This is a genomic window from Sinobacterium caligoides, from assembly GCF_003752585.1.
Lineage (GTDB): Bacteria > Pseudomonadota > Gammaproteobacteria > Pseudomonadales > Sinobacteriaceae > Sinobacterium > Sinobacterium caligoides.
Map to the genome: position 1 here is coordinate 367,094 of NZ_RKHR01000005.1, position 23,000 is coordinate 390,093.

Sequence of the window (23,000 nt, forward strand, 5' to 3'; positions counted from 1 at the left end):
GGTATTCTTGCACCTTGCTCATAACGCTTCTAATCCTGGCATAATGATGATGGCGCTAGCTTCACTGAGCTGATTCAGGCTTACCTCATTGCACTAAAATTCAAGGAAGTGAGGCTCAACCCAGCCACGTCAATTTTCATTACATCGTCCTTTATGAGAAATAGATACAATACGAAATTCTTTACAAATACATCAAGAAACGGAGCTAAATAAAGTTCTTGGCAAACCACCGAAAAATATATGGCCCGTCTATAATCGCTAGACTAGCGAATCAGTGATATTTTACCAATGAATTTGGCTATTTATCATAAATAGTATTACTATGCTCCGGCACCATGGCCGCGTAACAGCAGTGCCAAGTTCCCTGATAGGGCAACAACACGGACGTGTGGAGAGCAAAAGCTTTCCTATTTAATAAAAACAAATTAATTTAATGGATTATTATGCCTGAAGAAATCAATATACTGGATAATTTTAGCCAACCAATCAAAACCGATCTTATCCGCCACCGCCCGAAGAGAACCATCAAAAAATTTGATCAGCCACTCGTAGTTTCCGATGAATTAACGTTATACAGCGGTGATTCCTTTATTCTCAAAGATTTTAAAGGCTGTTACCTCGAGCACCGTCCTGACTATAATTATCGTGCAGACAGCGAGATACCAAAAGAGGAAGGCCTTTTCACCATCGAAGTATTGGACAGCGAGCACTTTTATCTATTTGCTTCCGATAGTACCTACTGCCACCCAGATCATTATTTCGGTTACGGCTGGACTTTTCTATCAACAATAGGGCTTCCGTACGAGGGAGAAATCAAACACAAGTTTACCTTTAAAACAGAAGCTAACAATAAAGTGTCATTACACTGTGCAGGTCACAGCGTAAAATCAATGGAAGGCTCCATTGTTTTTCTGAAGTATGATCCGCTACCTGAAGATGGCGAATACACACATTTCACGCTTGAGAAGGCTGCCACGGTCAGTAAAGAAATCATTAGCGACCTCGAATTTGATCTCGATGCACTCACAACATCAGTGCAGCCCTTTTCGATTGGCCAACAGGAGCTTGTCAACAAGACTTCTATTGATCAGGAAATGGAGTTTACCGTCAACAAAACCATCGAAACAAGTAAGAGCGTTGAGTGGAGTGATACCTTTACAGCGAGTATGTCGACGACGTTTACTGCCGGCGTTCCCTTTATAGCGGAAAACGAAACCACGATAACTGCAGAAATGTCCTTTACCAAAGGCGGCAGCGAAAGTAGCTCCGACTCACAGTCTTTTACAGCGAGGTTCCCGGTTACGGCTCCACCTCATACCACCGTTATTGCGGATGCTATCGTCAGGCTCGGTGTTTGCGATGTGCCGTACGTTGCCACGGTAAGTCGCTACGTCACTGATTATGACGGCCATACTACATCGTACAGCTATAAGGTTGAAGGGGTGTACAATGGCACAAATGCATTCAATCTCGAATGCGTACTCACTGAATATCCGCACACACAGGCGATCAAAAGTGTAACTCCTGATCAAGCAAAACAGTTAGAAGCTGAGGGGATTTTCGTTTTATCGCAACTCCTAACCAAAGGCTCAACCAGAAAAGGGCGACAAGACATCGCCCAAAAAACCGGTATCTGCGAAAAACTGATACTAACCTGGGTGAATACTGCGGATCTGACACGAATTAAAGGGATCAATCCTGAGCTAGCTAATCTTCTTGAGTTGATAGGAATAGACAGTGTGCCTGAACTGGCTCAGCGGAACTTGGACAACCTGTATATTTCATTGACAGAGGTGAATGACAACCGCGCTCTAATCAATGAACTACCACTATTCGAAGACGTTCAGGCGTGGGTAGATCTCGCTAAAGAACTGCCTAAGATAGTCACTCATTAACCCCTACTTTAGCGACAATATAACTGCATAATTGATCCCCCTGAACTTGTTGTGGTTTGAAACTGACGAGTTTAGGGTTTGCGTTACTGGTTGCCGGTCATTCTAACATCCCCTGCACTGCTCGATTCATTCGCAAACTATTCCTTCGTCAAGTTAATAAAAATGCGAAATAGGGCTCTGTTCAATCGGCAGAATTACCAAGCCACCCACTCTAATTAAAGCCTATCCGTCCCTCGTCTAAAGTCATTATGCGTGTCTAATGTTGGTGGGTTAGTGTTTTTGAGGAATAACAGGGTGCGCTACCTTATCAAGTTAACTCAAACCCAGGAAAAACCATACCCCAAACATCCGACCACCATATTAATTGACGCGAACCAGCAAGATTATTGACGCAACACAACATTCTCTTCATAATCGTCGCGGTTCAGCAGACTCTTATTCAATGACTGCTGTAACAAAAAGGATTGATTAAATTAAGGATAATATAATGAATTTCGAATTAAAAAATTGGTGTACGTTGCCTACTTCAGTAGGTGATTTTCGTATGTATGACATGGAAAACGAAAATATTAGCTTGATTTGCATGGGTGACATTAACGAACTCTCTAATAATACACTATTTAGAGTACATTCTTCATGCCGTGCTTCCGAAGTGTTTGGAGCATTAGATTGCGACTGCGCTGATCAACTGAAGGAAGCGATGAAGATGATCGCTAGCGAAGGTTCAGGTCTTATAATATATCAACATCAAGAAGGCAGGGGCCATGGCCTTTCACTAAAGATTCAAGCAGTTAGCTTAATGGAAGAAGGCGGGCTAGATACAGCAGAGGCGTTTGATGCATTAAACTTATCCCAGGATGTTCGATCATACGTTGAATCCATTGCTGTTCTGAAGCAGCTAGATATAAATTCTGTTCGACTAGTCTCTAACAACCCTAGGAAAAAAGCGTTTTTAAAAAAGCACGGTATTGAGGTTTCAAGCGTCAATACTCACCCCAATATTCGCCCTGAAAACTCTGAATATTTGAAAACAAAAAACACCAAACTTGGGCACAACCTACCATTAGAATCAGAAGCCTCAAGTGACACCATTCACTTTTACCATGCCGACCAACCTTGGGGAGAATTCACGAACGTCTCAGAGCATGCCATATTTCTAAGAAATAAAATTTGGCCTAGTGTAGAGCATTTTTATCAGGCACAAAAATTCAGTCAACTGGAACTGCAGGAGGAAATACGCTCGTGTGAAACACCAATTCTAGCAAAACAATACGCCTATAATATAAATGCTAAGCACTGTCGATCTGATTGGATGACTATACGCGAGGCCATTATGCTTGAAGGTTTAACTGCTAAATTTAGCCAACATCCAAACCTACGTACAAAGTTAATGAATACTGCCAACCGTCACTTAGTTGAGTTAACCAATCAAGATAATTACTGGGGAGATCCTGGCGACGGAACGGGCCAAAATCGTCTCGGCTATTTATTGATGCAAGTTCGGAAAGAGCTATTTGAATCGCCGAGAAAGCATACTGAAGCTGCCTAAGTCCAATATAAAGGCATGGTTAAGTAATACGCTATTTACTTAACCACTTACTTATTAAGCCCCACATCCTCACTGCCCTATAAACACATCAAATTGATCTTATGCGACATGGTAGTGATGTACGGTACCATTGAGCAAACCAAGCTCTAGTTGGGTAATGGTAAGTAATGCGTTTGTAACTCCCCATGCCGCTGCCCTAGCCAGGCGCGTCATATGCTACCCCCCTCAAAATTGGGTATTGGCTTCAGCTCAAATCAGCGTAATCTTTGCGCCACCGAGTCATTAATCACACTGTTCAAGGTCACTAGTAATTACAGGTAGCACACTCTACAATGCTGATAGTAAAAGCGCCTAACATAAGGATATAGGTCAGTCACACTATGATTAAACGACTCTTTGCCTCGCGCAAGCGACCCTACATTCCATTCCGCGATCAGCCCGAAAGAGTGCAAATCAACCTTTCCGGCACAATCATCACGATGGACCTCCTCCCGCATATGGACTACGAGGGCTTCAAGGCCGACCATCTGCCAACACACGTTAATGTGTTTGATGATAAGACCTACAATAACACCAACCATCTACCCGTCTGGCAGCGGTCGGATTCTGCAATGAAAAGCATTCATGCACGTGACTGGGAGCTACTCGGCCCCCCCTGGCGCAGTCGCCCTTTCGGCAGCATTACCTTTGCAATCACCCTGATGCGCACCGACCAGATGCCTGAAGCAATGAGCTGCTTTAACCCTGCACATTTCGAGCAACTGGTACTACGCTCTGCCCACTCCCGCGGCCCCGCATCACCGGAGTACGCCAAGGTCAAAGCCCCCGTCAATTGGCGACTGCATGAGCAGAACGGCAATACTTGGATTTACTATGAAACCCGCAAGGACTTTAGCGACTTTACGACAGCCCCACTCCCCTTTTCTGAAACTCAAGTAGACAGCACACTTCACATACCGCTCGGCGACCGCCATTACCTGTTTATCAACTTCTCTTATTTAGGTTATGCACCAGCAAAATACAGCTTCGCCCACATGAATAAGATACGAGATGCTGTCTGTAAGAGTATCGAATGCCAACTCAGCCCCAGTGCGCAGCAACAACTCATTAGCGCGCGAGAGCAATGGCCCACCGCCAAAGCACAGCCCGAGCGTGAGCCGGAGCCCTGGCGCTACCCTGAATGGCGACGCGGGGACAGGGATAAAGGAGAGGAAGACATATTGATTATAAAGCCAGGGAGCCCTGCACCTAGCTACAACAACTGAAACAATATCATTATCAACTAAAACGACAATCGCCAAAGCCGACAAGATAAGAGTATGATATCGGCGGAATAGCAATTTCTCATTCATTAAAGCGACCAAACGGATGTGGTTATGTTCTCTGACAAACGAGTTAAGCGCGAACTAGTGATAGCCGGCAATAATGCTGGAAAAAGTGTCACTATCACCCCACAAGCTGAACCAATCTATCACGAGATGGTAAAGCTAGCACGAAGAGGCAATCACTGGGCGCAGCTTAGCGTTAATGGTATTAATGATTTAGCAGCTGGGAGACTCCATCAAAATAATATCTTTATTAAACCCAACAGCCCTTGCCGTGGTGGCACTGAAGAGTTCTTTGTCATTCTACCTGGTTGCAAACTAACAGCAGAAAAACAACCTGACGATACTTTTAAAGTTCTACATCTTGAGGCAAACCTCGATTATGCCGAGTTACAAAAAGAAGAGCTGAGACCTGGTCTCTATAGCGCCGAAGTCACTGACGGAGCATGGTCGGCAAAGTATCAAGCTAAAAACAAAATTAAAAACTCAGAGTTCCGGCTGGTTGCAATAACAGATTCTGCACATGAGAGCCCTGATAGTGCCGCTGACAAATGCTTCCCCCGTATTACTGCAATGCCCACATCAGGTGGCGAACGACAAGTCAATGCAAAAGGCTTTGACATGCATTATACCCCTGGAGAAAAATCAATTGGTGGACTTAAAAATTTAAAACAATCAATCTCACCCGAGAAAATTTCAGATATTCACGAGTCCGCCCTATTATTAGCTCAAACCATGTACAAAGCTAAAAATATTCAAGGGGTGGCGTGGATTTCTGAATTCGGTGGCTCCGCCATACTTACACAAGCCTTGGCAATTTTAGCGCATCAAGGTATAAAGCTAGACTCTCACACAGCGTTCCTTTACCGCCCCACAACCTCGCCTAACAAAGCTTATCAAGCTGCCAATGCAGTCGGGCTGACATTCGACCGGAAGTTTTCTAAAACTCATGCACTTGATGTTATCGGCAATAGCGATCAACTAAAGGTCATCGCTAGCCGTAGGAAAAACGAAACAAACTATGGCATGGGAAAAGCGGCCGCAGATACTTTTGAATACGGCAAGGGGGTGATGGCTGCTGTCGGAACGATCGCCGCATCTGGCGGAGTGACTTTAGCAGCACCGGCGGCGGCTGTAACATTCCTCACTGCACTTGCTTCCGCAGCCTCTATCGCTAAACTTGGTAGCACGCTTACCGAGGCATACTTACCTAGCCACCATGACAAAATTAAAGGCAAATTCTAATGTTTAATAGTCTCAAATATAACCGCCTACGATTACGTACAGCGCAAGGTAGAACTACCCCGGTAGGCCCATCGTTTAACATCAATAAAGAGCTAGAAATCAATCTAGCAGATAATATACTAAGTTTAGCAATGCCACGGCATGCGCCTTATAACCGAAATAGAGAGCAGGCTCGTATATTATCAAAGCGTTACGAACTACGTGGAGTCGGTTACAACGATGGTGTATTACCCAGTAATACATGGAAAGCAGAGACTATTGCTTTTCGCTCATGGGGGTATTACGGTCCTTGGTTCACCGGTTATATGGCTGATCTCAGCATATATATCGGCGCTATTCACCTCAGCGAGCCTCAAGACAATATTTCATTTTTCCACCCAAAGGCCTTCGAGCTTGCAACGTTAAGCTACCTTACAGCCTTACATGGCCATGATGAATATAGCCCAAACACCCCCCGTTGGCAGGGCCCGCTTAACTGGCAACCTATTCTATGTTTACCAGTACCTGCTATAAGGCTAGATATCCACCCCATCAATGTGCCCAGTCGCCGCTACCATAATGTATTTTTCCCCGTCAGCAAAGATAAGATAATCAAGATAACATTTACCTATTCTCACGCCTGCGCAGGCTCGATGGAACAACGCGACGAAAGAATTAATTTACAACCTCTGCGCCAAATGATTGACGATATCGTCGGTAGCCTCGCATTAACGCTATCGCCCGAGTCGGAACTACAGATGGCCTCCATCGACGCAGCTGGTGCGGCTATCAGCAATAGCATGCCCCCTCTCAACTGGCCTGCAGATGTTGACCCTAGTGGTATCGGCATTATCCAGGAGAAGAATGCTGTACTGCCTAACTAACATCGGCAACACATCCCCCAATTACAGCCATGTGATTTACTGCGATAGAGTCTGGGTGGCTTAGTGTTTCGGCCTACTATGCTTACATGCCACTCAGCTCATCATACCCATAGCTAATTCTCACTGCCCCTTACCCTACCCACATGCTTTCTTTCGAAAAGAGCTTGAGATGGCGAGGTGATGGCTATGGTAATGAGCTTTACTGGGCTCTGCTTACTATGGGTGTCTTTGTAATTCACCTCAACCAAAAAGACTATGTGGCGTTCCTCGATCTAGAACTGAGCGCCTAAAAATCACCTCCCATTGCCTTAATCTGTACGCTTCTAACAGAAGGTGTCTATGAGATTGGCATGTTGGCCATGACAACGAATATTACAGATCTAAGCTAACAGATATATTTTTGTAATTTATGCCAAGACAGTCTAGCTAAGCTCTACCTATTTCTTTAACATTATCTTAATGGAATAAGAATAAGGATATTCTAATGACTGCCAGCCGCCGTATCGGATTGATTATCCGTGGTAAACACTCTGCCGATCACGAACCCGGGCTACTAGAACAACATGCCGACTGCATACTTAGCAATGGCGAGCCCTATGGCTTCTTTGGTGATAATGCGCCAGCAAGTGGCGGGGGGTTCTCGGTATCTTGGAACAGATCAGGGATGAATATGAAGGGGGTTGCCGCCGACTACGCAGTGATGAAGAGGATTCGCCCCTATTACGTGGATGCTGAAGAAGCGAAGCGATATGACGTAAAATCCACCCTACTCATTATAGATGCCAGTATTGAAGAAGCCGCTTTGTTCGACAACTTTTGGCGTCAGCTACGACTGAAACCAGGCCGATTCAACATATTGGGTAGCAATTGCTCCAGCCATGCCTCAAAGGCCTTTATAACAGCTAATATTGTCAGCGAGGGCATACCAGGGCTTGATACGCCCAATAATTTATTTAAACAATTACAAGCCAAACCCGATAGAAATATCGCCATTCGCAGCGGCCATATTGGCGCTAAGAAACTCAGTGAAAATCAATACCGAGCTGAAATTATCGCCCCTGAAATTGTCGAACCAGAGAAAACATGGTGAGAAGCTCACTAAAATATTATGAATACTATAAAATTGAACATAATTACCATTTTCATCACTTTACTCACGGGAGCCTGTGCTATGGCTGCAACGCAAGAATTACACTGGCAGTGGCCCAATGATCGCACCCCCGATCGTGTGCTTCAGCTCACTATCGACGACATAGCCCCCGCTAAGTCGGGCCTTTTCGGCATTCTGCGCACACCGTCCTTAATCGCAAACATGCCCGAACCACAAGTTGTGAGGGGTTATTTAACCGATAAGCCCGAGCAGACCATCACACTAACACTACCTAAAGTCGAGCTAGGCTCACTGACTGAAGGAGATTCCGCTGCCCTTGGGGTCATCGGTGATAACATCTGCATCTGTGTTAAAAAACTTATGGATGGTGACGATGGCATTACCCCTGAAAGCCTATGCCAAAGATGACCGCACTCATCTACACGCTAACCATTGCTTGCTCATGCTATGCCGTTCTTTGTGGCCTGATTTTTTTTAAGCAGAAGGCCATTTTATTCCCCGGTGCGATCAACGACCCTGTGATCATGCGGGGAACGACTTACCAGCCAATATTCATCACGGCGAATAATAACCGCCTCGCCGGCTACCAACGAAGCTTTCAGCACAGTGATAACGACGCGCCGACAATATTGTATTTTGGCGGTAACGCAGAGCCTAGTAGCCATATGCTTTACCACGCCCGCGAGCTAGAGGTGAATGAGTTTTATATCTTCGATTATCGTGGATACGGGCAGAGCAGCGGGACAACCTCTGAGGCGACCTTATTTAGTGATGCTGAAGCCATTATTGATCAGCTGCTAGCACAGGGCGTAGCGCCCTCTCAGTTGGTGATTATGGGCCGCAGCCTGGGGACTGCGGTAGCAGTACATGCAGCCATCTATTTACAAAGCAAGCAGCCCATTCACATTCGGGGCCTGTTGTTGATTACCCCGTTTACTAGCATGGCTGACGTTGCCAGCCATCACTACCCATGGCTACCAGTCAATATGCTACTGAACCAGAAATTTAATACCCTAGCCGCTATCGATAGCAATACAGTTCCGCTCCCCCCTACATTGTTCATGATTGCAGGTAACGACAAAGTCACCACCACGGCGAGTGCCGAGTCGCTATACCAGCACTGGCCAGGCAAAAAAGACAGAGCCGTTTATCACCAGGCGACGCATAACACCATCGATCAGCAGGATGAGTATTACCCCGCCATTAACCAATGGCTAGGGCAACTGAAGCCCTAATTAAAACCTTGAAAGCTTAACTCTGACCAGACATATAGTGATAGTTCACGACGCCTAAATACCTCTCAGAACCCCATAACCAAGCTTGCCCGCCGCTTTCTCCTACCCTGACGCACATTCTTTATGTCGAAAAGTGCTTGAGAGGGCGAGGTAATGGCTATGGTAATGAGCTTTACTGGGGCCTGCTTACTATGGGTATCTTTGTAATTCGATAGTCTTGCGAGGTGTAGCCATGGCTTTAACCCCCTATTCTAGAGCCTTTACTCAACTCTAGAAGAGGACTTTGAAGAGGTCAGTCTATTGTGAGTGGCCTAATATTTTCTTTAAGATAGCTATCAGTTAACTCATCCCACAAATTAAGCGCTAAGGTTTTATCAATAGCCAACCCCCTCAACCCCTCTGTCAGGTAATCAGTATCATAAATCAACTGTTCAACATCGATACGCTGCCCCATCGAAGACATTCCACCACTATGTTCATCTAACTTTGGAATGTTTCTATGATCTTCGAAAAATTGAACAAAATCTCTTTTTGTAATCAAACTGGCATTTATATAGACCCCCTGCTCCCTTGCATAAGCGATGAAAAACACAAAATAGCAACGACATCGCCAGTAGTGAAAGTCCATTTCATCATCTAGAAAATGGTAACGAAAAACCTGCTTATCACCTATATTACCTACACATTCCTCTATAACCAACTGGCAACTCTGCCAACCTTTTGACTCAGGGGCTATAAAAAAACGACCATGTATAATCTCCGACCGCTGCTTTAATGTGTTTATCAAGTTGACAAAGCGTTCTGGCATTTTATAGCAATAATGCGCTTTATATACCTTATCTGATGCTCCGTCCAACCACTCTCGCCGCACCGAAAATAAATCCGCAGCGTCCTGTAAAGTCTTATCCGTTAATTTATCCAGCAACCTATCGTTATCCTGCAAGTCTGCCAGCGATATATTATGCCCAAAGAACTTTGGAATTTGATTATGGTGAACACCGTGTGATTTAAACAAACGAATAAAACGCTCACCAATAGTCTCACCATTCGCCCCCTTCTCCGATGATGCACCACGTCCACGAAGCCAATTATACAAAGACGAGACTAACTCCTTAAATGCCAATAACTCACTAAACACTGCCCCCCCCTCTTATACATCCTGTATTCCATCAAACAAACCGACATGTGTTACCGACGTATATCCAGGCAATGTGCTGATAAATATATTCGATCTAATTTATACTACCTATAATCCATATGCCATTGATTAGCATACCTTAGAGCAAGTAATTATTCATAGCCAATCACCCTCAGCCTTGAAAGCAACACCCCGCAACCCCGCCTCTTCACAGCGGTTTTTAAAGCTCTCAGTACAATATAGGCCGGTATAATTATCAAGATTCGTGACCCATAGCTCACCATCATTAGCATCAGTACCTTCGAAGCTCAAAGATAACAGGCAACCCGAGCTATTTCTTTTCGTCTTTGAGCTAACCACGTCATTACACTTACGCAGGCAATTAAAACTCCAATACCTCACGCCTTTGATTGTAAAAGGTAGCAATTCACCATATTGGCGCAGCACAGGGAACAATGTTTCACATCGCGACGACAAGAATAAGCGGGAATGCATAACGCACGCATCAATACCTGAAATATCTTCAATTTCCGACACTCCCTCAAGCTCAACCCATCGATCAGCCAATATCTCATGCTCACTATAATCCATGATGAAGCCCTCCCCTAGCGAATCAAATAACGCAAACTCATCATCGCTAAAGGCAACATCCATTCCAGGGCTATCTAATCTAAACAGCTTCACTCTTCCCACTCCCTAACCCACGAAGGTATTTCTGACTTATTCTGCTGTAGCAATCGACCAATTGTCCTCAACTTCTCACGCAATTGATTCGACGTCAATCGCATTGGTAGCTCAATCTCTAACCATCGATAATATGACTTCCGATGTATTCTACTATGTGGCACCGCATGTGACAGCGCCCAATGATTTCGATCCTTAGACCACGACCGCGGTAACCAACAACCATTGTCCGCCTCATCAACACCAATTTGTCGCATTGACAGCGTAATACGCAACAATCGAGAATATTTATGCTTACCTGAAACGATGGCGTGCGCATCACAGCGATCATCGGGCTTTGCACGCCCCGCGGCCCTTAAATTTCGTCCTAGCCGCTTACTATTATGCCCCTCCTCACGCAATTCGCTTGCCGTCGCCTGACGAACCCAGCCCTCATACTCCTCAAGTCGCTGCTCTACTTGAGCCAGATTGCTAATAAGCCCCTCCTCTAGCTCTATATGGCGCTTTTGATGTACCGTTGGTGACTTACCCATGGCACCAAGGTGCTGCTTAAATTGATGCAACGCCGACTCTAGGGGGGATGAATTACAGTTGGGCGCATGGTTGACGCTTGGCATATTACAATCCTTGTAAGCTCAGTTTTCCCTAACATAACATTTGTTGTTAACTTGCTCTAGGGCCGATCGCAAGGCCAGCAATGCAGTTCCGTACCATTGAGCAAACCATGCTGATGTTGGTTAATGCTAACTATGGATGTTTTTATTATCCGTTTTGGAAATTCGGGGCTAATTTTTATAAGTAACCCATCACTGTTATGACATCCTGCGGTACCCGGCCGGTCAATACCAAGAAGTGACGCCAAACGTTATACGGCACTTTGCGCGTGCCTTGCTTAAACTCTCTAATACGGCGATTACCTGATAGGCCTAGCAGGTCAGCGAGCTTATTGTCAGTGTTATAGTCGGCGAAAATATCCTGAAACTGTTTAAAGTATGCGCGGACTATCTCCGGGGCTGGAGCCTCCCAGCCTTCCCGCTCACGCAGTAAGTGCTTGCTCGAGAATTCATTTTCGTCGAGTTCTGTAAGTGCTGGGGACGTAGGCGCCTTAAGATTACTCTTTAGCGTCGCGATCGCCTCTTGGGTACTTTGCTCGAAAACCATCCGTTTTTGTTCTTCGAGATCTGGCAATGCTATTTTCATCTCTACTACCTTGTCTGTTAGTGTTGATTCCGCCCCTTCCTTTGACAGCGACCTTATTTAGTAAACTTTCTTAAGTCTTTCCAGCAAAGACTCTAAAACTTCTCCAACCATCTCTACAGATAACCGACTCGCTATAATACCCTGAAGCCTAACCGCGACCCTTATATAATCTAGCTGTTCATCAATAGTGAAGCGTTGCCAATTATTACTGTTCTTTTTCCCGTTGTGAATTTTTAATAATAACTGAAGGTTATCAGGGTGATGCTTACCGTGAGCATGGTTATTCAGCAAGGCCTGTGCATGATCGACTTCAAAGTCCAAAGAAAAGAACTGCTTAAGTAACTTCGCCAATGTTTCTAGCTCAGTAATTCGATAGCTTTCTTGTGTGGTTAAGCATGCTAAATCTCGCTTAATAATCTCATCTCGTCGAAGAGGCGCAACATCATCTTCAACTTCTTCAGCTTCATGTTGCTTGATCTCTTCTGCTGTCGCATACCTTACTTTCCTCGGTCTTTCACTAGCATCGATATCTAAGTCATTAACATAGGCACCTCGCGAAATTGCAGAACTAATCCTTGCCGCAATCTCTCTTACCCCTGTTGTATCGTTAGCTTGATTACAAGCCTCTATTTCCGCCTTAGCCAACAAATCAGGATACTGCTCACCGACCTTAACAGCCCACTCTGAAATAGTTAGCCATTCAGAGGTTGATTTAATCGTTTCTAAATACTTCTCGGTGATATTCATCACAAACTCATCCCTGCCCCATTAACTTTCAACCAGCGCTAGTGCGCTTCATGACCTATCTTACCAAGGCACCTGCCATCATTGCCATACAATGCACTCGCTCCTAGACTCAAATAAGTCAGGGAGGACTGCCCATGCCAACACCACGCAAACAGCTCGTCAGCCTAGCCGATACCGCCTACTATCACTGCGTCTCTCGCTGCGTACGGCGTGCCTTTCTTTGTGGCAACGACCCATACAGCGGCGAGAGCTATGAGCACCGCCGGGCTTGGGTGGAGTCTCGTGCTTTAGAACTTGCTAGCGTCTTTGCCATTGATATCTGCGCTTACGCTATCATGAGCAACCACGTTCACCTGGTGTTACGTGTTGATGAAGATGAAGTTCAACAATGGAGCCAGCGCGAAGTCGTCGAGCGATGGCATCAATTGTACAAGGGCAACCTGCTGACCCAGCGCTTCGCCCGAGGCCAAGCTATTGCATCATACGAGCGAGATACGCTCGACAGTATCATCACAGAGTACCGTCGTCGCTTAGTCGACATCAGCTGGTTTATGCGCGCATTAAATGAGCCGATTGCACGACTGGCCAATCAGGAGGATGGCTGCACCGGCCGCTTCTGGGAAGGACGGTTTAAGTCTCAGGCACTGCTTGATAAAGGCGCCCTCATCGCCTGCATGGCCTACGTGGATTTAAACCCCGTTAGAGCCAAAATGGCGAAGACACCTGAGGCATCAGCCCACACCAGCATTAGGCTGCGCATAGCCGCCGTACATAAAGGCCAACAACCAAAAGAGTTACTACCCTTCATTGGTAACGAGCGTCAACAGATGCCCAAGGGGTTGTGTTTCAACCTAAAAGACTACGTTTGCCTTGTCGACCAAACGGGGCGAGTGCTGCGCAAGAGCAAACGCGGCTATATCAGCGACAACGCCGAAGACATCCTAACGCGACTTAATATCCCGACAGAAAACTGGCTGATGCTAACAACCTCGTTCGAGCAACTTTTTACCGGCCCCGTGGGTAGCACAGAAAGCCTCAATGACTACCAGAGACACCACAAGCGAAAACGACGACACGGCGTAACAACCTGCCGCTCCCTCTTTGGTTAGATAGCCCTCAATCAACATACCTTTACCACCGGCTGACCCCTTAGCCGTGATCCACTACGTCTAGATACCGCTCAGATCCCCATAACCAAGCCTGCCCCCCGCTTCACCTTACCCCGTCTCACCTATTTTCTGTCGAAAAGTGCTTGAGGGAGCGAGATGATGGCTATGGCAATGAGCTTTACTGGGTTCTGCTTACTGTGGGTGTCTTTGTAATTTTGATTCGCTCATAGCACTGCCCCGTATGGGCGTCGGTACCACAGAGAAAAGCTTTACGAACACAGCGAGAAACGCAGTGATAAAACGGCGTGTCATCCAAACTGACAATAGTCTTGCGAGGTGTAGCCATGGCTTGATATCCCTATTCTAGAGCCTTTACTCAACTCTAGAAGAGGACTGGGGAGAGGTCAATTTAATGTGGGTGGCTTGGTATTTTTGGTATTTCTGTGGGTGTCTTTGTAATTTTTCCTCGGCCTGATCTATCATCAGATCACGGACGTTTTCAATTTCACCAAACAGCGCCTTCAACTCACTGTAGTTGACATCCTGCTGAACCATTATGTGTTGAGCCACCGCATGGACCAGACGGCCCTTTCCATAGCTGTTGCCGTTAAAGAGATATTTTGTGCTGTCGGCCATGGTGGTTCCTGCTTTGGGGTGCTTGAAGGGGGCGAGTATTTTATTTCTTATGTTTAGTCTAAAAAGTAATCTAACTCGTCTTTATAGGACATTACTGGCTCATATAGTAAATGGTATGCCTTGCCAACTGCGCCACGAAATTGCACCAATTCTGGAGGGTTGTTGCCAATACTAATGATGTGTTCGCGTGCAATTCCAGGGTAAGGATCAATATAAATGACCTCCCTTATACCAAGCTGATAAGCCTTTTTTGCACAGAGCTCACAAGGGCTGGCAGTTGTGTATAGTTTCCCGCCTTGAATCCCTTGGCCGCCATATTTGGCGATTTGAAGAAATGCATTCTCTTCTGCATGCAGAGATCGAGTGTGCACTTGGTTCCTTTCATCGCTGATATTGTTCTTTGCATCTTTAAAACAATATGCCAAATTCCGGCCCTCAAGCGCGGTAGATTTTGCGATTAAAGCACCGTATTTTTTATCGATGTGCTTCCTGAAATCATCGTTATTTCTTTCGTATTCACTATAGATCTCGGGGTCAAATTCATTGAGTAGCCCCTCCGCAGACCGGAGGGAACACGGGTATTGCCCCTCTGCAACGTCGTTCCAGCCCACGGCTTTTATTGAACTGTTTTCGTCTGTGACTACCGCCCCAACCTGTCTTGAAATGCAGCCGGAGTTTGCTTTTGCTGTATAAGCAATTTGCATCACTCGCTCCATTGAGGTTGGCGATACTAAGCCTGGGTGTTTGATTAAGGATGTGTACCAGGCTAGCTGTGCCTTCAACACATTGTTGTTTCTTAATTCGTTTCGAGGGTTGAAAATATGAATGTCTGACATCTCGATACATTTCTTGACGTCTTGCCCAATCCACGCAGCTTCTTTTTTCTCCTTTTTGGACAATTTTTTGTCTTCCAAAGATTTTCCTGACTCTTTCTTGTCAAGCTCAATCAACTGGTCTTCTGTAAATTTATGGACAACTTTAAGGTATTCTTTCCTGTCCTTGTCCGGTGCGTTTACGGACATTAAATAAAATGCTGAGTAACGGTCCTTAAAGAAACGAGCCTCCTGAGGGTTTCGGATGGCATCTATGACGATAAAGGTACGTTGATCACTTGCTTTGTTTAATTGCCGGATTATTTTTATAATATTATTGACGGTCTCTGGGAGGAGGAATATTGCAGAGGGAATTACGTCTTTACTAATGTAATCAGGGGTTAGCTTGCCTACTTTTCTAATTGAATCCCCTGCAGCTTGATATACAGAAACATACAGGCTGGCATCCAAGCTCTTTAAACGCCGTTTTAATAAACCATTAAATGCACGGATGCTAAGCATAAATCCTTGGAAGTATTCGCGATCAAAGTCAGGAGTGGTCTCTTCTGTGTTCGTGAAATGTTTCTGTATGTCGCCATACTGACTAATCAACCTGTTCCTAGATATTAATGCTTTCACTATACATTCTTTTATCTGCTCTCGATCTGCTCGAACTGTTTCTCGTTGATGTTCAAATATAAAATTAACTAAATCACCTTCATTCAGTCGCAACAGGAAAGCAGATATTACATCGCTAATTTTTATGGAATAAAACCCTGTTCGGTTATGCTCCGCATATTTTTTTACTATATTGTAGCGTTTGCCGTTAAGGTCTTTGTAGAAAGCTGTCCCGTTAACTTTTGTGTCGTGGTATGTGGGGTATTCAATGGCTTCGTTTTCAAGCATAGAGGCTGCTGTCGTGCATCCTGAACCTGTGCGTCCCGTCATACCAATAATGGCAAATTCAGTTCGTCCATGGAACAGCTGTTCTATATTTTCGTTGTTCACTTATAATTCTCCTGAAAATGCACTTTGGCTGACTGAATCAAACATAGGGAGTGCCTCCGCGTCACTCTCGCTATGCTGAAGTGTCAAAATCTTATTTCGAATTTTCTTAAACTTGTTCTGAAACTCTAAGGGTGGCGTCCTGACCTTAAACTTTTTACATTCCGGTACTGACAAATGTTTTACAGTAGAGCCGCTGCTCATCTTATCCATCTGACGCTTTATACCTCCCCCCATCATTTCGTATAAGAGAAAGCATGAATTGAGTACAGATTGATCAGGTCGGAACTGCATAGTTCTTTGCCCTAAGAACACTTTTTCATCAGAGTTAAATATTGCCGCCTCACCAGCAGGAGCTTCTCTAGTAAAAATGATGTCGTCTTTTTCTGGTACTAATCGGCTCACCCATTTTTCATAAACATCCTTTTCAGCAAAACGACAGTTGGTTAAATCCAACTCATAATCACGTACATTAGTTGTTCGGATCATTTTATACGGCGTCTCATAATCAACTGTTTTAGCCGTCTTGTTAATACAATCAACAATGTCAGTGCAAACATCTTCTACATTCTGAATAGGCCACCCCTTCGGATTAGTCACCGGGTCCCCAAACATATCCAGGAATACGGCGCGGAGGAAGTCGTCGGCTAACTGGATGGCTTGTTGGCGTTTGCGGCGCAGGTTGTCGGCTTTGTCGAGGATGGCGGCGATGCGTTTTTGTTCGGCTAGGGGGGGGAGGGGGATTTCGGTTTCCTTAGCTCTACTAATTGTATAAGTACCAACCGTCGCCCCATCTGACTTTTTTATAATCCGCTGCACATCAACACTGTTTAAAGCGTGTAGGATATATGGAATATTTACTTCGGTCTTTTTTCGAAGCAAGATGACACTAGCGTCTTTAAAATAAAAACGATCATCCTTCTTTACAGCATAAGTCTGACCTAGCGTTCCTACAGCTGTAACTAAAATATCATCTTCTTGAGGCACGCCATATTTTTCTTTGTATTCTTCATACATAGCCTCTTCAATAAATAAATTATTCTCAACAACCCCATCTTTAGCAAGAATAACTACTTCTCTCGCTCGATAGAATGGAACACCTTCCTCCCGCCAATCTTCCTGATGAACACGTTTACTAGAGGAGATATCAAAGATATCTCCTAACTTAACAGTTGGCCAACTCACAGCATCCCCTCCAGCTCTTTCAGCTCCCGCTGAATCTCAGTCTCCAACGCCATCAAACGCTTGAGGATCACCTTCGGTGGATCGTAAACCTCCTCCTCGTAAACCACTTCTTTATAGCGGTTGATGGAGAGGTCGTATTTGTTGGCGGCGATGTCTGCCTTGTCGACGATGAACGCTTTTTGGGTCTTGTCGCCGAAGGCTGCGGTGATCTGCTCTGAATCATTGCTCTGGCGTAGCTGGCTGATGGCTTGCCACTGGGCTTTCACGTCGGGCAGGTCGCTGGCGTCTATCGGCGTTCTTTTGTCATCTAACGAGTAGCCGTCGGCAGCGACATCGTAGAACCAGACCTTGTCGGTCTCGCCGCCTTTGGTGAAGATCAGTACCGCAGTGCTAACACCGGCGTAGGGTTTGAACACACCGGAGGGTAGGCTGATCACGGCTTCTAGCTGGTTGTCTTCTATCAGGGTTTGGCGCAGTTGTTGGTGGGCCTTGGAGGAGCCGAATAAGACGCCATCAGGGACGATGACGGCGGCGCGGCCACCGGTTTTTAGCATGCGCAGAATCAGCGCGACAAACAGCAGCTCGGTTTTCTTGGTTTTTACCGTGCGCAGCAGATCGGGGTCGACATCCTCGGCATCGAGGCTGCCCTTAAACGGCGGGTTGGCGAGGATGAGGTCGAAGCCCTCGCTGGCGCTCTGCGGGTAGCGCTCTAAGAAGCGCTGGCTGAGGGTGTCTTGGTAGTGGATGTCGGGCTCGGCGACGCCGTGCATGACGAGGTTCATGGCGGCGATGCGCAGCATGGTGGCGTCGAAGTCGAAGCCGTGGAACATATCGGTATCGACGTGTTTGCGGTCATCCCCTAGCAAGTCACCGGAGTAGATGGTGTTGATTTGCGGTTGGCCCTTGTCATCGAGCACGGGGTTGCCCGCCTCGTCGGTGACGGGATCGCTAAATGTGCCCTCGGCCGAGCTGTATTTTTCTACCATGAACTCGTAGGTGGTGGAGAGGAAGCCGGCGGTGCCACAGGCTGGATCACAGATGCGGTCGGTGGCGGTGGGGTCCATCAGCTCTACCAGGGTGCGGATAATGTGGCGCGGGGTACGGAACTGGCCGTTGATGCCGGCGGTGGTGAGTTTGCTGAGTAGGTATTCGTATAAATCACCCTTGGTATCGCCTTTATCTAAGGGCAGTTCGTCCACCATGGCAATGGCCTTGACCAACAGGCTGGGCTTTTGAATCATCAGCTGGGCGTCTTTCATGAACTCGGCAAATAACGAGCCCTCGCCGCCTCTATCATTGGCGGTGTCTTTAAAGTAGGGGAATAGCTCATCGCGGATGGTGGCGTAGAGTTCCTCAGAGCCGAGGTGGACGAGGTTGCGCCAGCGGATGTTTTGCTGGTGGTGGTCGAAGCGGCGGTTGAAATCTTTGCCAGTACGCTGGGCTTTTTTCTCGTCCGAGGCCTCGTTCATATCCAGTAGGCGGGCGTACATCAGAAAGGTGATCTGCTCTATCACGGTGAGCGGGTTGGTGATGCCGCCGGTCCAGAATTCTTCCCACAGTTTGTCGATGTTACTTTTTAAGGCGCCGGTAATCATGGTGGTTATGTCTCTGTAGCCCGCTGCGGTTTGCCGCCGGGCTTTTTGTCTGTCGCCAGCCCGCTATTGCGGGTTGGCATGAATGTTAGTGTTGCTGGTGTCGGTCAAATGCCGCTGCTGTCGATTAATAATGCCGCTGCTGATCAGTTACTGACAGCGACCTCCTGCTCTAGCTGTGGCCGGGGTTCGCCCGGCTCGACGGTAAAGCCGGCAATAAAGCCGGCGATCAGCGTCGCCTGCTCGTCTTGGAACAGCCCGTCGATGCCGTCTTGGTGCAGCGATTGAAAGGGCTGATCATACAGGTCTGCGACGGTGATTTCCCCTCTTCTGCAGATTTCCCCTTTCAGTAGGCTGATAAAGCGCTGCTGCAGGGCAGAGAGGCTGATATGGTGCTGTTGCACAAACTGCTGGAACTGCAGCTCGATTGCCGCGGTGTCGAGGCCGATGATGGTGCGTAATAGCTGATCGACACCGGCGCTGGATTCGGGAAAGAACTCGGCCAGCAGCTGCAAATCGACGCTGGCGTTCTGGGTGTGGACCAGGGCGTTAAGCGCGGCCAGCTCTTGCTCGCTAATGCTTTCGCCGGCGCGGATTTTTTGCAGCACCGGGTCTTTATCAAACAGCGGTGTGAGGGTTTTCTCGACCTCCTGGCGGTAGATCTCATAGTCGACGGTGCGGATATTGGTCTTGCGCTCGGCGCTGGTTATCTCGGCCTCATCCTCTTTGATATCGATGATGTTGATTGGCTCTGGCGGCGGTTTGGCGCCCTTGTTTTGCAGGTGGATCACCGGCCGCAGTTTGGTTCTGGCCTGTTCTAAATCATCGAAGCAGATAGTTTGCCAAAAGCCATCATCCTGCAACTGACCGATGGTGGCAGCCTGGCTGCGCACCTGGTTGAGGTGCAGCGATAGGTTGCGGACTTTATCGCTGAGCTGCTGGCGGCACTGTTGCAGCTCGTCGCCCTTGCTGGCGCCTAACAGATGGGCGTATTGGGCGTTGGCGATATCCATATCCAGTTTGAGGGCCTCGCTCTGGCCCTGAATATTGCGCCACTGCATCAGCGGGGCCAGGGTATCGAGCAGATCGGTCTTAGTCTTGGGACTGAACTGGTGAATGACATCCAACTGGCTGAGGTGTTGTTTAAGCTGCCAGTTGTCTTTGACATTGATGTTGTTGTCGTCGAGACTGTCGATGTCCTGCTTAATCAGCACTACCATCTTGCCGAAGCTATCCAGCTGGCCTTTCTTCAGTGCCTCATCGGCGTAGGCCACGCGGGCCTCAAACAGTTTCTGGCTGAGTGATTTGGTTGGCTGGCGCTCCTCTTCTTCTGGGTCTAGCTCGAAGTATTCGAAGTTGGCCCAGTGATCGAAGATGAGGAACTTTTCTTTATCTCGGCCGGGGCCAAACAGGTCTTTAGATAGGCGGGTACCACGGCCGACCATCTGCCAAAACTTGACTTTGGATTTAACCGGCTTGGCAAAGACCAGGTTGAGCACCTCCGGCACATCAATACCGGTATCGAGCATGTCGACCGAGACGGCGATGGTGACGTTGTTGGATTTACCGTCATTGTTTTTAAAGTCGTCTATCAGTTCTTCGGCGCGCTCGTACTTGGAGTGGATAACACGGCAGAAGCTGCCGCCGTATTGTGGGTACATCTCGGTAAATAATTCCGCCAATAGTTCAGCGTGGGCGATGTTGCGGGCGAAGATCATCGATTTGCCGAGGGTTTGGCCATCAGCCAGGCGCAGGCCGTTATCCATCAGATTGCGGAGAATGAGGCGGTTGGTATCCTTGTTAAAGACGGTTTTATCGATGGCGCTGGCCTCGAAATCGAGGGTATTGGGGTCTTTGCCCTGATCTTCTAACTCGGCTATTTGTTCGTCGCTTAAGCTGTGACCCTTGATGCCCTCGCGTAAAAACTGGGTGGTGTGGCTAACCACCTTAAACGGCACCAGATTGCCCTCTGCAACCGCCTGCTCCAGCGGGTAGTTGGCGGTGGGCATTTTGTAATCGCAGCCAAACAGCCTGGAGGTGGAGCGGCTGATCATCTCGACCGGGGTGGCGGTGAGACCGAGCTGCAGAGCATCGAAGTATTTGAATACATCGCCGAAGACGTTGTAGATCGAGCGGTGCGATTCATCGGCGATGATCAGGTCAAAATAGCCGGGGTCGAACTCCTGCATGATGCGCAGCATGCCCGGATAGGTGGCGACATAGATGCGGGCGTTTTTTATGTCGGCCTTTCTGCTTTTGCCGACCACGTAAACGGGCTCGGAGAGAAACTCGGTATAGGCGTTGCCGGCCTGTTTACGCAGCTCTTTGCGGTCGCAGAGGAACAGCACACGCTTGGCCCAACCGGCGTCGATCAACCGTTTGCTCAGGGCGATTGAGACACGGGTTTTACCGGTGCCGGTGGCCTGCACTACCAAGGCCTTGCGGCTGTTTTGCGCAAAGCGCTCGCAGACACGGCTGATGGTTTCTATCTGGTAATCACGGCCGGCGATATCCATGTCGATTGGCGCTGTATTGAAATCTTTACGCTGTTGGCGCTGGCGCATTAAATACTGCAGGCTGGATTTGCTGTAGAAACCATAGAGCTCGCGGGGGGCGTAACCCTGTTGATCATCCCAGATGCTGATGTCGTAGCCGTTGGTGTAGAAAATCACTGGCCGCTGGCCGTATTTTGCCTCTAGGCTATCGGCGTAGAGCTTGGCCTGTTGGCGGCCTTTTTTGGCGCTTTCGCGGGTGCGCTTGGCCTCGATCACCGCCAACGGTTTGCCGTTGTCATCCCACAGCACGTAATCGACATAGCCGATGCCGGAGGTGGTGGGCTGCTTATCGACTTGTTCTTCCAGCGTCACTTCTTCGGTGTTTTTGCCGGTGACCAAGTCGATATCCCAGCCACGGCTGTGCAACTCGGTATCGATTAGGCGGCGGCGGGTCTCGGCCTCATTCAGCTCTAGGGCGTTCTTGGCGGTGTCGGATTGGCTTTTGTATTGACGACGGGTGGCTTCGTCCAGCCTCTTTTCTAAAAGTGCCGCCTGCTGCTGGGCCAGTTGCTCGACGGCTTCGGACTTGGTCAGCTCTTCCAGCAGTTGCTGGTGGCGTTGTTCCTGTTCATCGAGCTTGCCTTTAAGGGCATTGGTGGCATATTGCGCCTGTCGTTCCTGCACTTTGTTGCTGGGCTGGGGGGCGGTAAAGGCGATTAAATCCGTCGCCGGGCCTTTTTTGAAGGTGAGAAATAACCAGCAGGCTAGTGTGTACGCCTCTTTGATCAGCCATTGGCTGCTGCCCTTGCCAACCTTTCCCTCATGCGCAGCCTTATTGCCTTCGCGGCGAATAGCGTGCAACTTGTCGACGATGACCCTGTCTACCACTTCACGAAAAGCATGGCCCTCCAAACGATCCATAAACTTGTCGTTGGGCAGGCAGGGCAGGTTGAATTCGCGATAGACGATGCCTGTGAGTTTTTCGGCAAAGCAGCGCAGCTTGATTAACGCCGATTGCGGGTCATCGAAAGCGTATTTTTCAGCATCCGATGCGAACCGTGCTAAATCAGGCCAAAAGGGGATAATAAAATTAAAATTCGAAAATCGGTCAGTATTATCCTTATTAGGCTTCAATGACAAAACGTAACTCCTTCCCCGAGTGAAGACTTAAACT

Annotated in this window: 19 protein-coding genes; 9 read left to right on the forward strand and 10 right to left on the reverse strand. The window is 47.5% G+C overall.

From position 1 onward, the window contains the following. Positions 1–443 precede the first annotated feature (443 nt). The 8 genes from EDC56_RS13895 to EDC56_RS13930 all read left to right on the forward strand — a co-directional run bounded on the left by EDC56_RS13895 (position 444) and on the right by EDC56_RS13930 (position 9,223). On the forward strand, positions 444–1,895 hold the full coding sequence (locus EDC56_RS13895) for a DUF4332 domain-containing protein (protein WP_123713171.1): 1,452 nt from the start codon (positions 444–446) through the stop codon (positions 1,893–1,895). A 487-nt stretch (positions 1,896–2,382) separates the two neighbouring features. Beyond that, the gene (gene ribA, locus EDC56_RS13900) at positions 2,383–3,444 is read left to right on the forward strand and encodes a riboflavin biosynthesis intermediates N-glycosidase (RefSeq protein WP_123713172.1); all 1,062 of its coding nucleotides are present in this window, start codon (positions 2,383–2,385) and stop codon (positions 3,442–3,444) included. 380 nt (positions 3,445–3,824) lie between these two features. Further along, on the forward strand, positions 3,825–4,709 hold the full coding sequence (locus EDC56_RS13905; protein ID WP_123713173.1) for a hypothetical protein: 885 nt from the start codon (positions 3,825–3,827) through the stop codon (positions 4,707–4,709). 111 nt (positions 4,710–4,820) lie between these two features. Further along, positions 4,821–6,014, forward strand: a complete 1,194-nt coding sequence (locus tag EDC56_RS13910; protein ID WP_123713174.1) for a hypothetical protein — start codon at positions 4,821–4,823, stop codon at positions 6,012–6,014. Then, a complete protein-coding gene (locus tag EDC56_RS13915; RefSeq protein WP_123713175.1) occupies positions 6,014–6,877 on the forward strand; it encodes a hypothetical protein in 864 nt (287 codons plus the stop codon). The genes EDC56_RS13910 and EDC56_RS13915 overlap by 1 nt, the downstream gene beginning before the upstream one ends. Positions 6,878–7,361: 484 nt before the next feature. After that, on the forward strand, positions 7,362–7,967 hold the full coding sequence (locus EDC56_RS13920; RefSeq protein WP_123713176.1) for a hypothetical protein: 606 nt from the start codon (positions 7,362–7,364) through the stop codon (positions 7,965–7,967). 81 nt (positions 7,968–8,048) lie between these two features. Then, complete coding sequence (locus tag EDC56_RS13925; protein WP_148059417.1) at positions 8,049–8,396, forward strand: hypothetical protein; 348 nt, start codon at positions 8,049–8,051, stop codon at positions 8,394–8,396. Continuing rightward, positions 8,384–9,223: an alpha/beta hydrolase gene (locus EDC56_RS13930; RefSeq protein ID WP_123713178.1), complete on the forward strand. Its 840-nt coding sequence runs from the start codon at positions 8,384–8,386 to the stop codon at positions 9,221–9,223. The genes EDC56_RS13925 and EDC56_RS13930 overlap by 13 nt, the downstream gene beginning before the upstream one ends. A gap of 292 nt (positions 9,224–9,515) precedes the next feature. Here EDC56_RS13930 and EDC56_RS13935 read toward each other — a convergent pair whose 3' ends face one another. The 5 genes from EDC56_RS13935 to EDC56_RS13955 all read right to left on the reverse strand — a co-directional run bounded on the left by EDC56_RS13935 (position 9,516) and on the right by EDC56_RS13955 (position 12,995). After that, positions 9,516–10,361 carry a hypothetical protein gene (locus tag EDC56_RS13935; RefSeq protein WP_123713179.1) on the reverse strand — a complete coding sequence of 282 codons (846 nt, stop codon included), beginning with the start codon at positions 10,359–10,361 and terminating at the stop codon, positions 9,516–9,518. Positions 10,362–10,517: 156 nt separating this feature from the next. Then, the gene (locus tag EDC56_RS13940; protein WP_148059418.1) at positions 10,518–11,045 is read right to left on the reverse strand and encodes a hypothetical protein; all 528 of its coding nucleotides are present in this window, start codon (positions 11,043–11,045) and stop codon (positions 10,518–10,520) included. Then, entirely contained in the window at positions 11,042–11,662 is a 621-nt protein-coding gene (locus EDC56_RS13945) for an AHH domain-containing protein (RefSeq protein WP_123713181.1), read from the reverse strand. Before EDC56_RS13945 ends, EDC56_RS13940 begins: the two co-directional genes overlap by 4 nt. 175 nt (positions 11,663–11,837) lie before the next feature. Then, entirely contained in the window at positions 11,838–12,245 is a 408-nt protein-coding gene (locus EDC56_RS13950; RefSeq protein WP_123713182.1) for a hypothetical protein, read from the reverse strand. Positions 12,246–12,302: 57 nt separating this feature from the next. Continuing rightward, on the reverse strand, positions 12,303–12,995 hold the full coding sequence (locus EDC56_RS13955) for a hypothetical protein (RefSeq protein ID WP_211333704.1): 693 nt from the start codon (positions 12,993–12,995) through the stop codon (positions 12,303–12,305). Between the two features lie 131 nt (positions 12,996–13,126). Here EDC56_RS13955 and EDC56_RS13960 point away from each other — a divergent pair, with 131 nt between their 5' ends. Then, on the forward strand, positions 13,127–14,101 hold the full coding sequence (locus EDC56_RS13960; RefSeq protein WP_123713184.1) for a transposase: 975 nt from the start codon (positions 13,127–13,129) through the stop codon (positions 14,099–14,101). Between the two features lie 372 nt (positions 14,102–14,473). On the opposite strand, the gene EDC56_RS13970 is transcribed toward EDC56_RS13960, so the two are convergent. The 5 genes from EDC56_RS13970 to EDC56_RS13990 form a co-directional block, all read right to left on the reverse strand. Then, the gene (locus EDC56_RS13970; RefSeq protein WP_123713185.1) at positions 14,474–14,737 is read right to left on the reverse strand and encodes a hypothetical protein; all 264 of its coding nucleotides are present in this window, start codon (positions 14,735–14,737) and stop codon (positions 14,474–14,476) included. 53 nt (positions 14,738–14,790) lie between these two features. Next, entirely contained in the window at positions 14,791–16,557 is a 1,767-nt protein-coding gene (locus tag EDC56_RS13975) for an anti-phage dCTP deaminase (protein WP_211333705.1), read from the reverse strand. Beyond that, the gene (locus tag EDC56_RS13980) at positions 16,558–17,739 is read right to left on the reverse strand and encodes a restriction endonuclease subunit S (protein ID WP_123713186.1); all 1,182 of its coding nucleotides are present in this window, start codon (positions 17,737–17,739) and stop codon (positions 16,558–16,560) included. It lies immediately after the preceding gene. Next, positions 17,736–19,334, reverse strand: coding sequence for a type I restriction-modification system subunit M (locus EDC56_RS13985; RefSeq protein WP_123713187.1), 1,599 nt, complete (start codon positions 19,332–19,334; stop codon positions 17,736–17,738). Before EDC56_RS13985 ends, EDC56_RS13980 begins: the two co-directional genes overlap by 4 nt. 143 nt (positions 19,335–19,477) lie before the next feature. Then, positions 19,478–22,966, reverse strand: a complete 3,489-nt coding sequence (locus EDC56_RS13990; RefSeq protein WP_245980706.1) for a DEAD/DEAH box helicase family protein — start codon at positions 22,964–22,966, stop codon at positions 19,478–19,480. Positions 22,967–23,000: the final 34 nt, after the last annotated feature.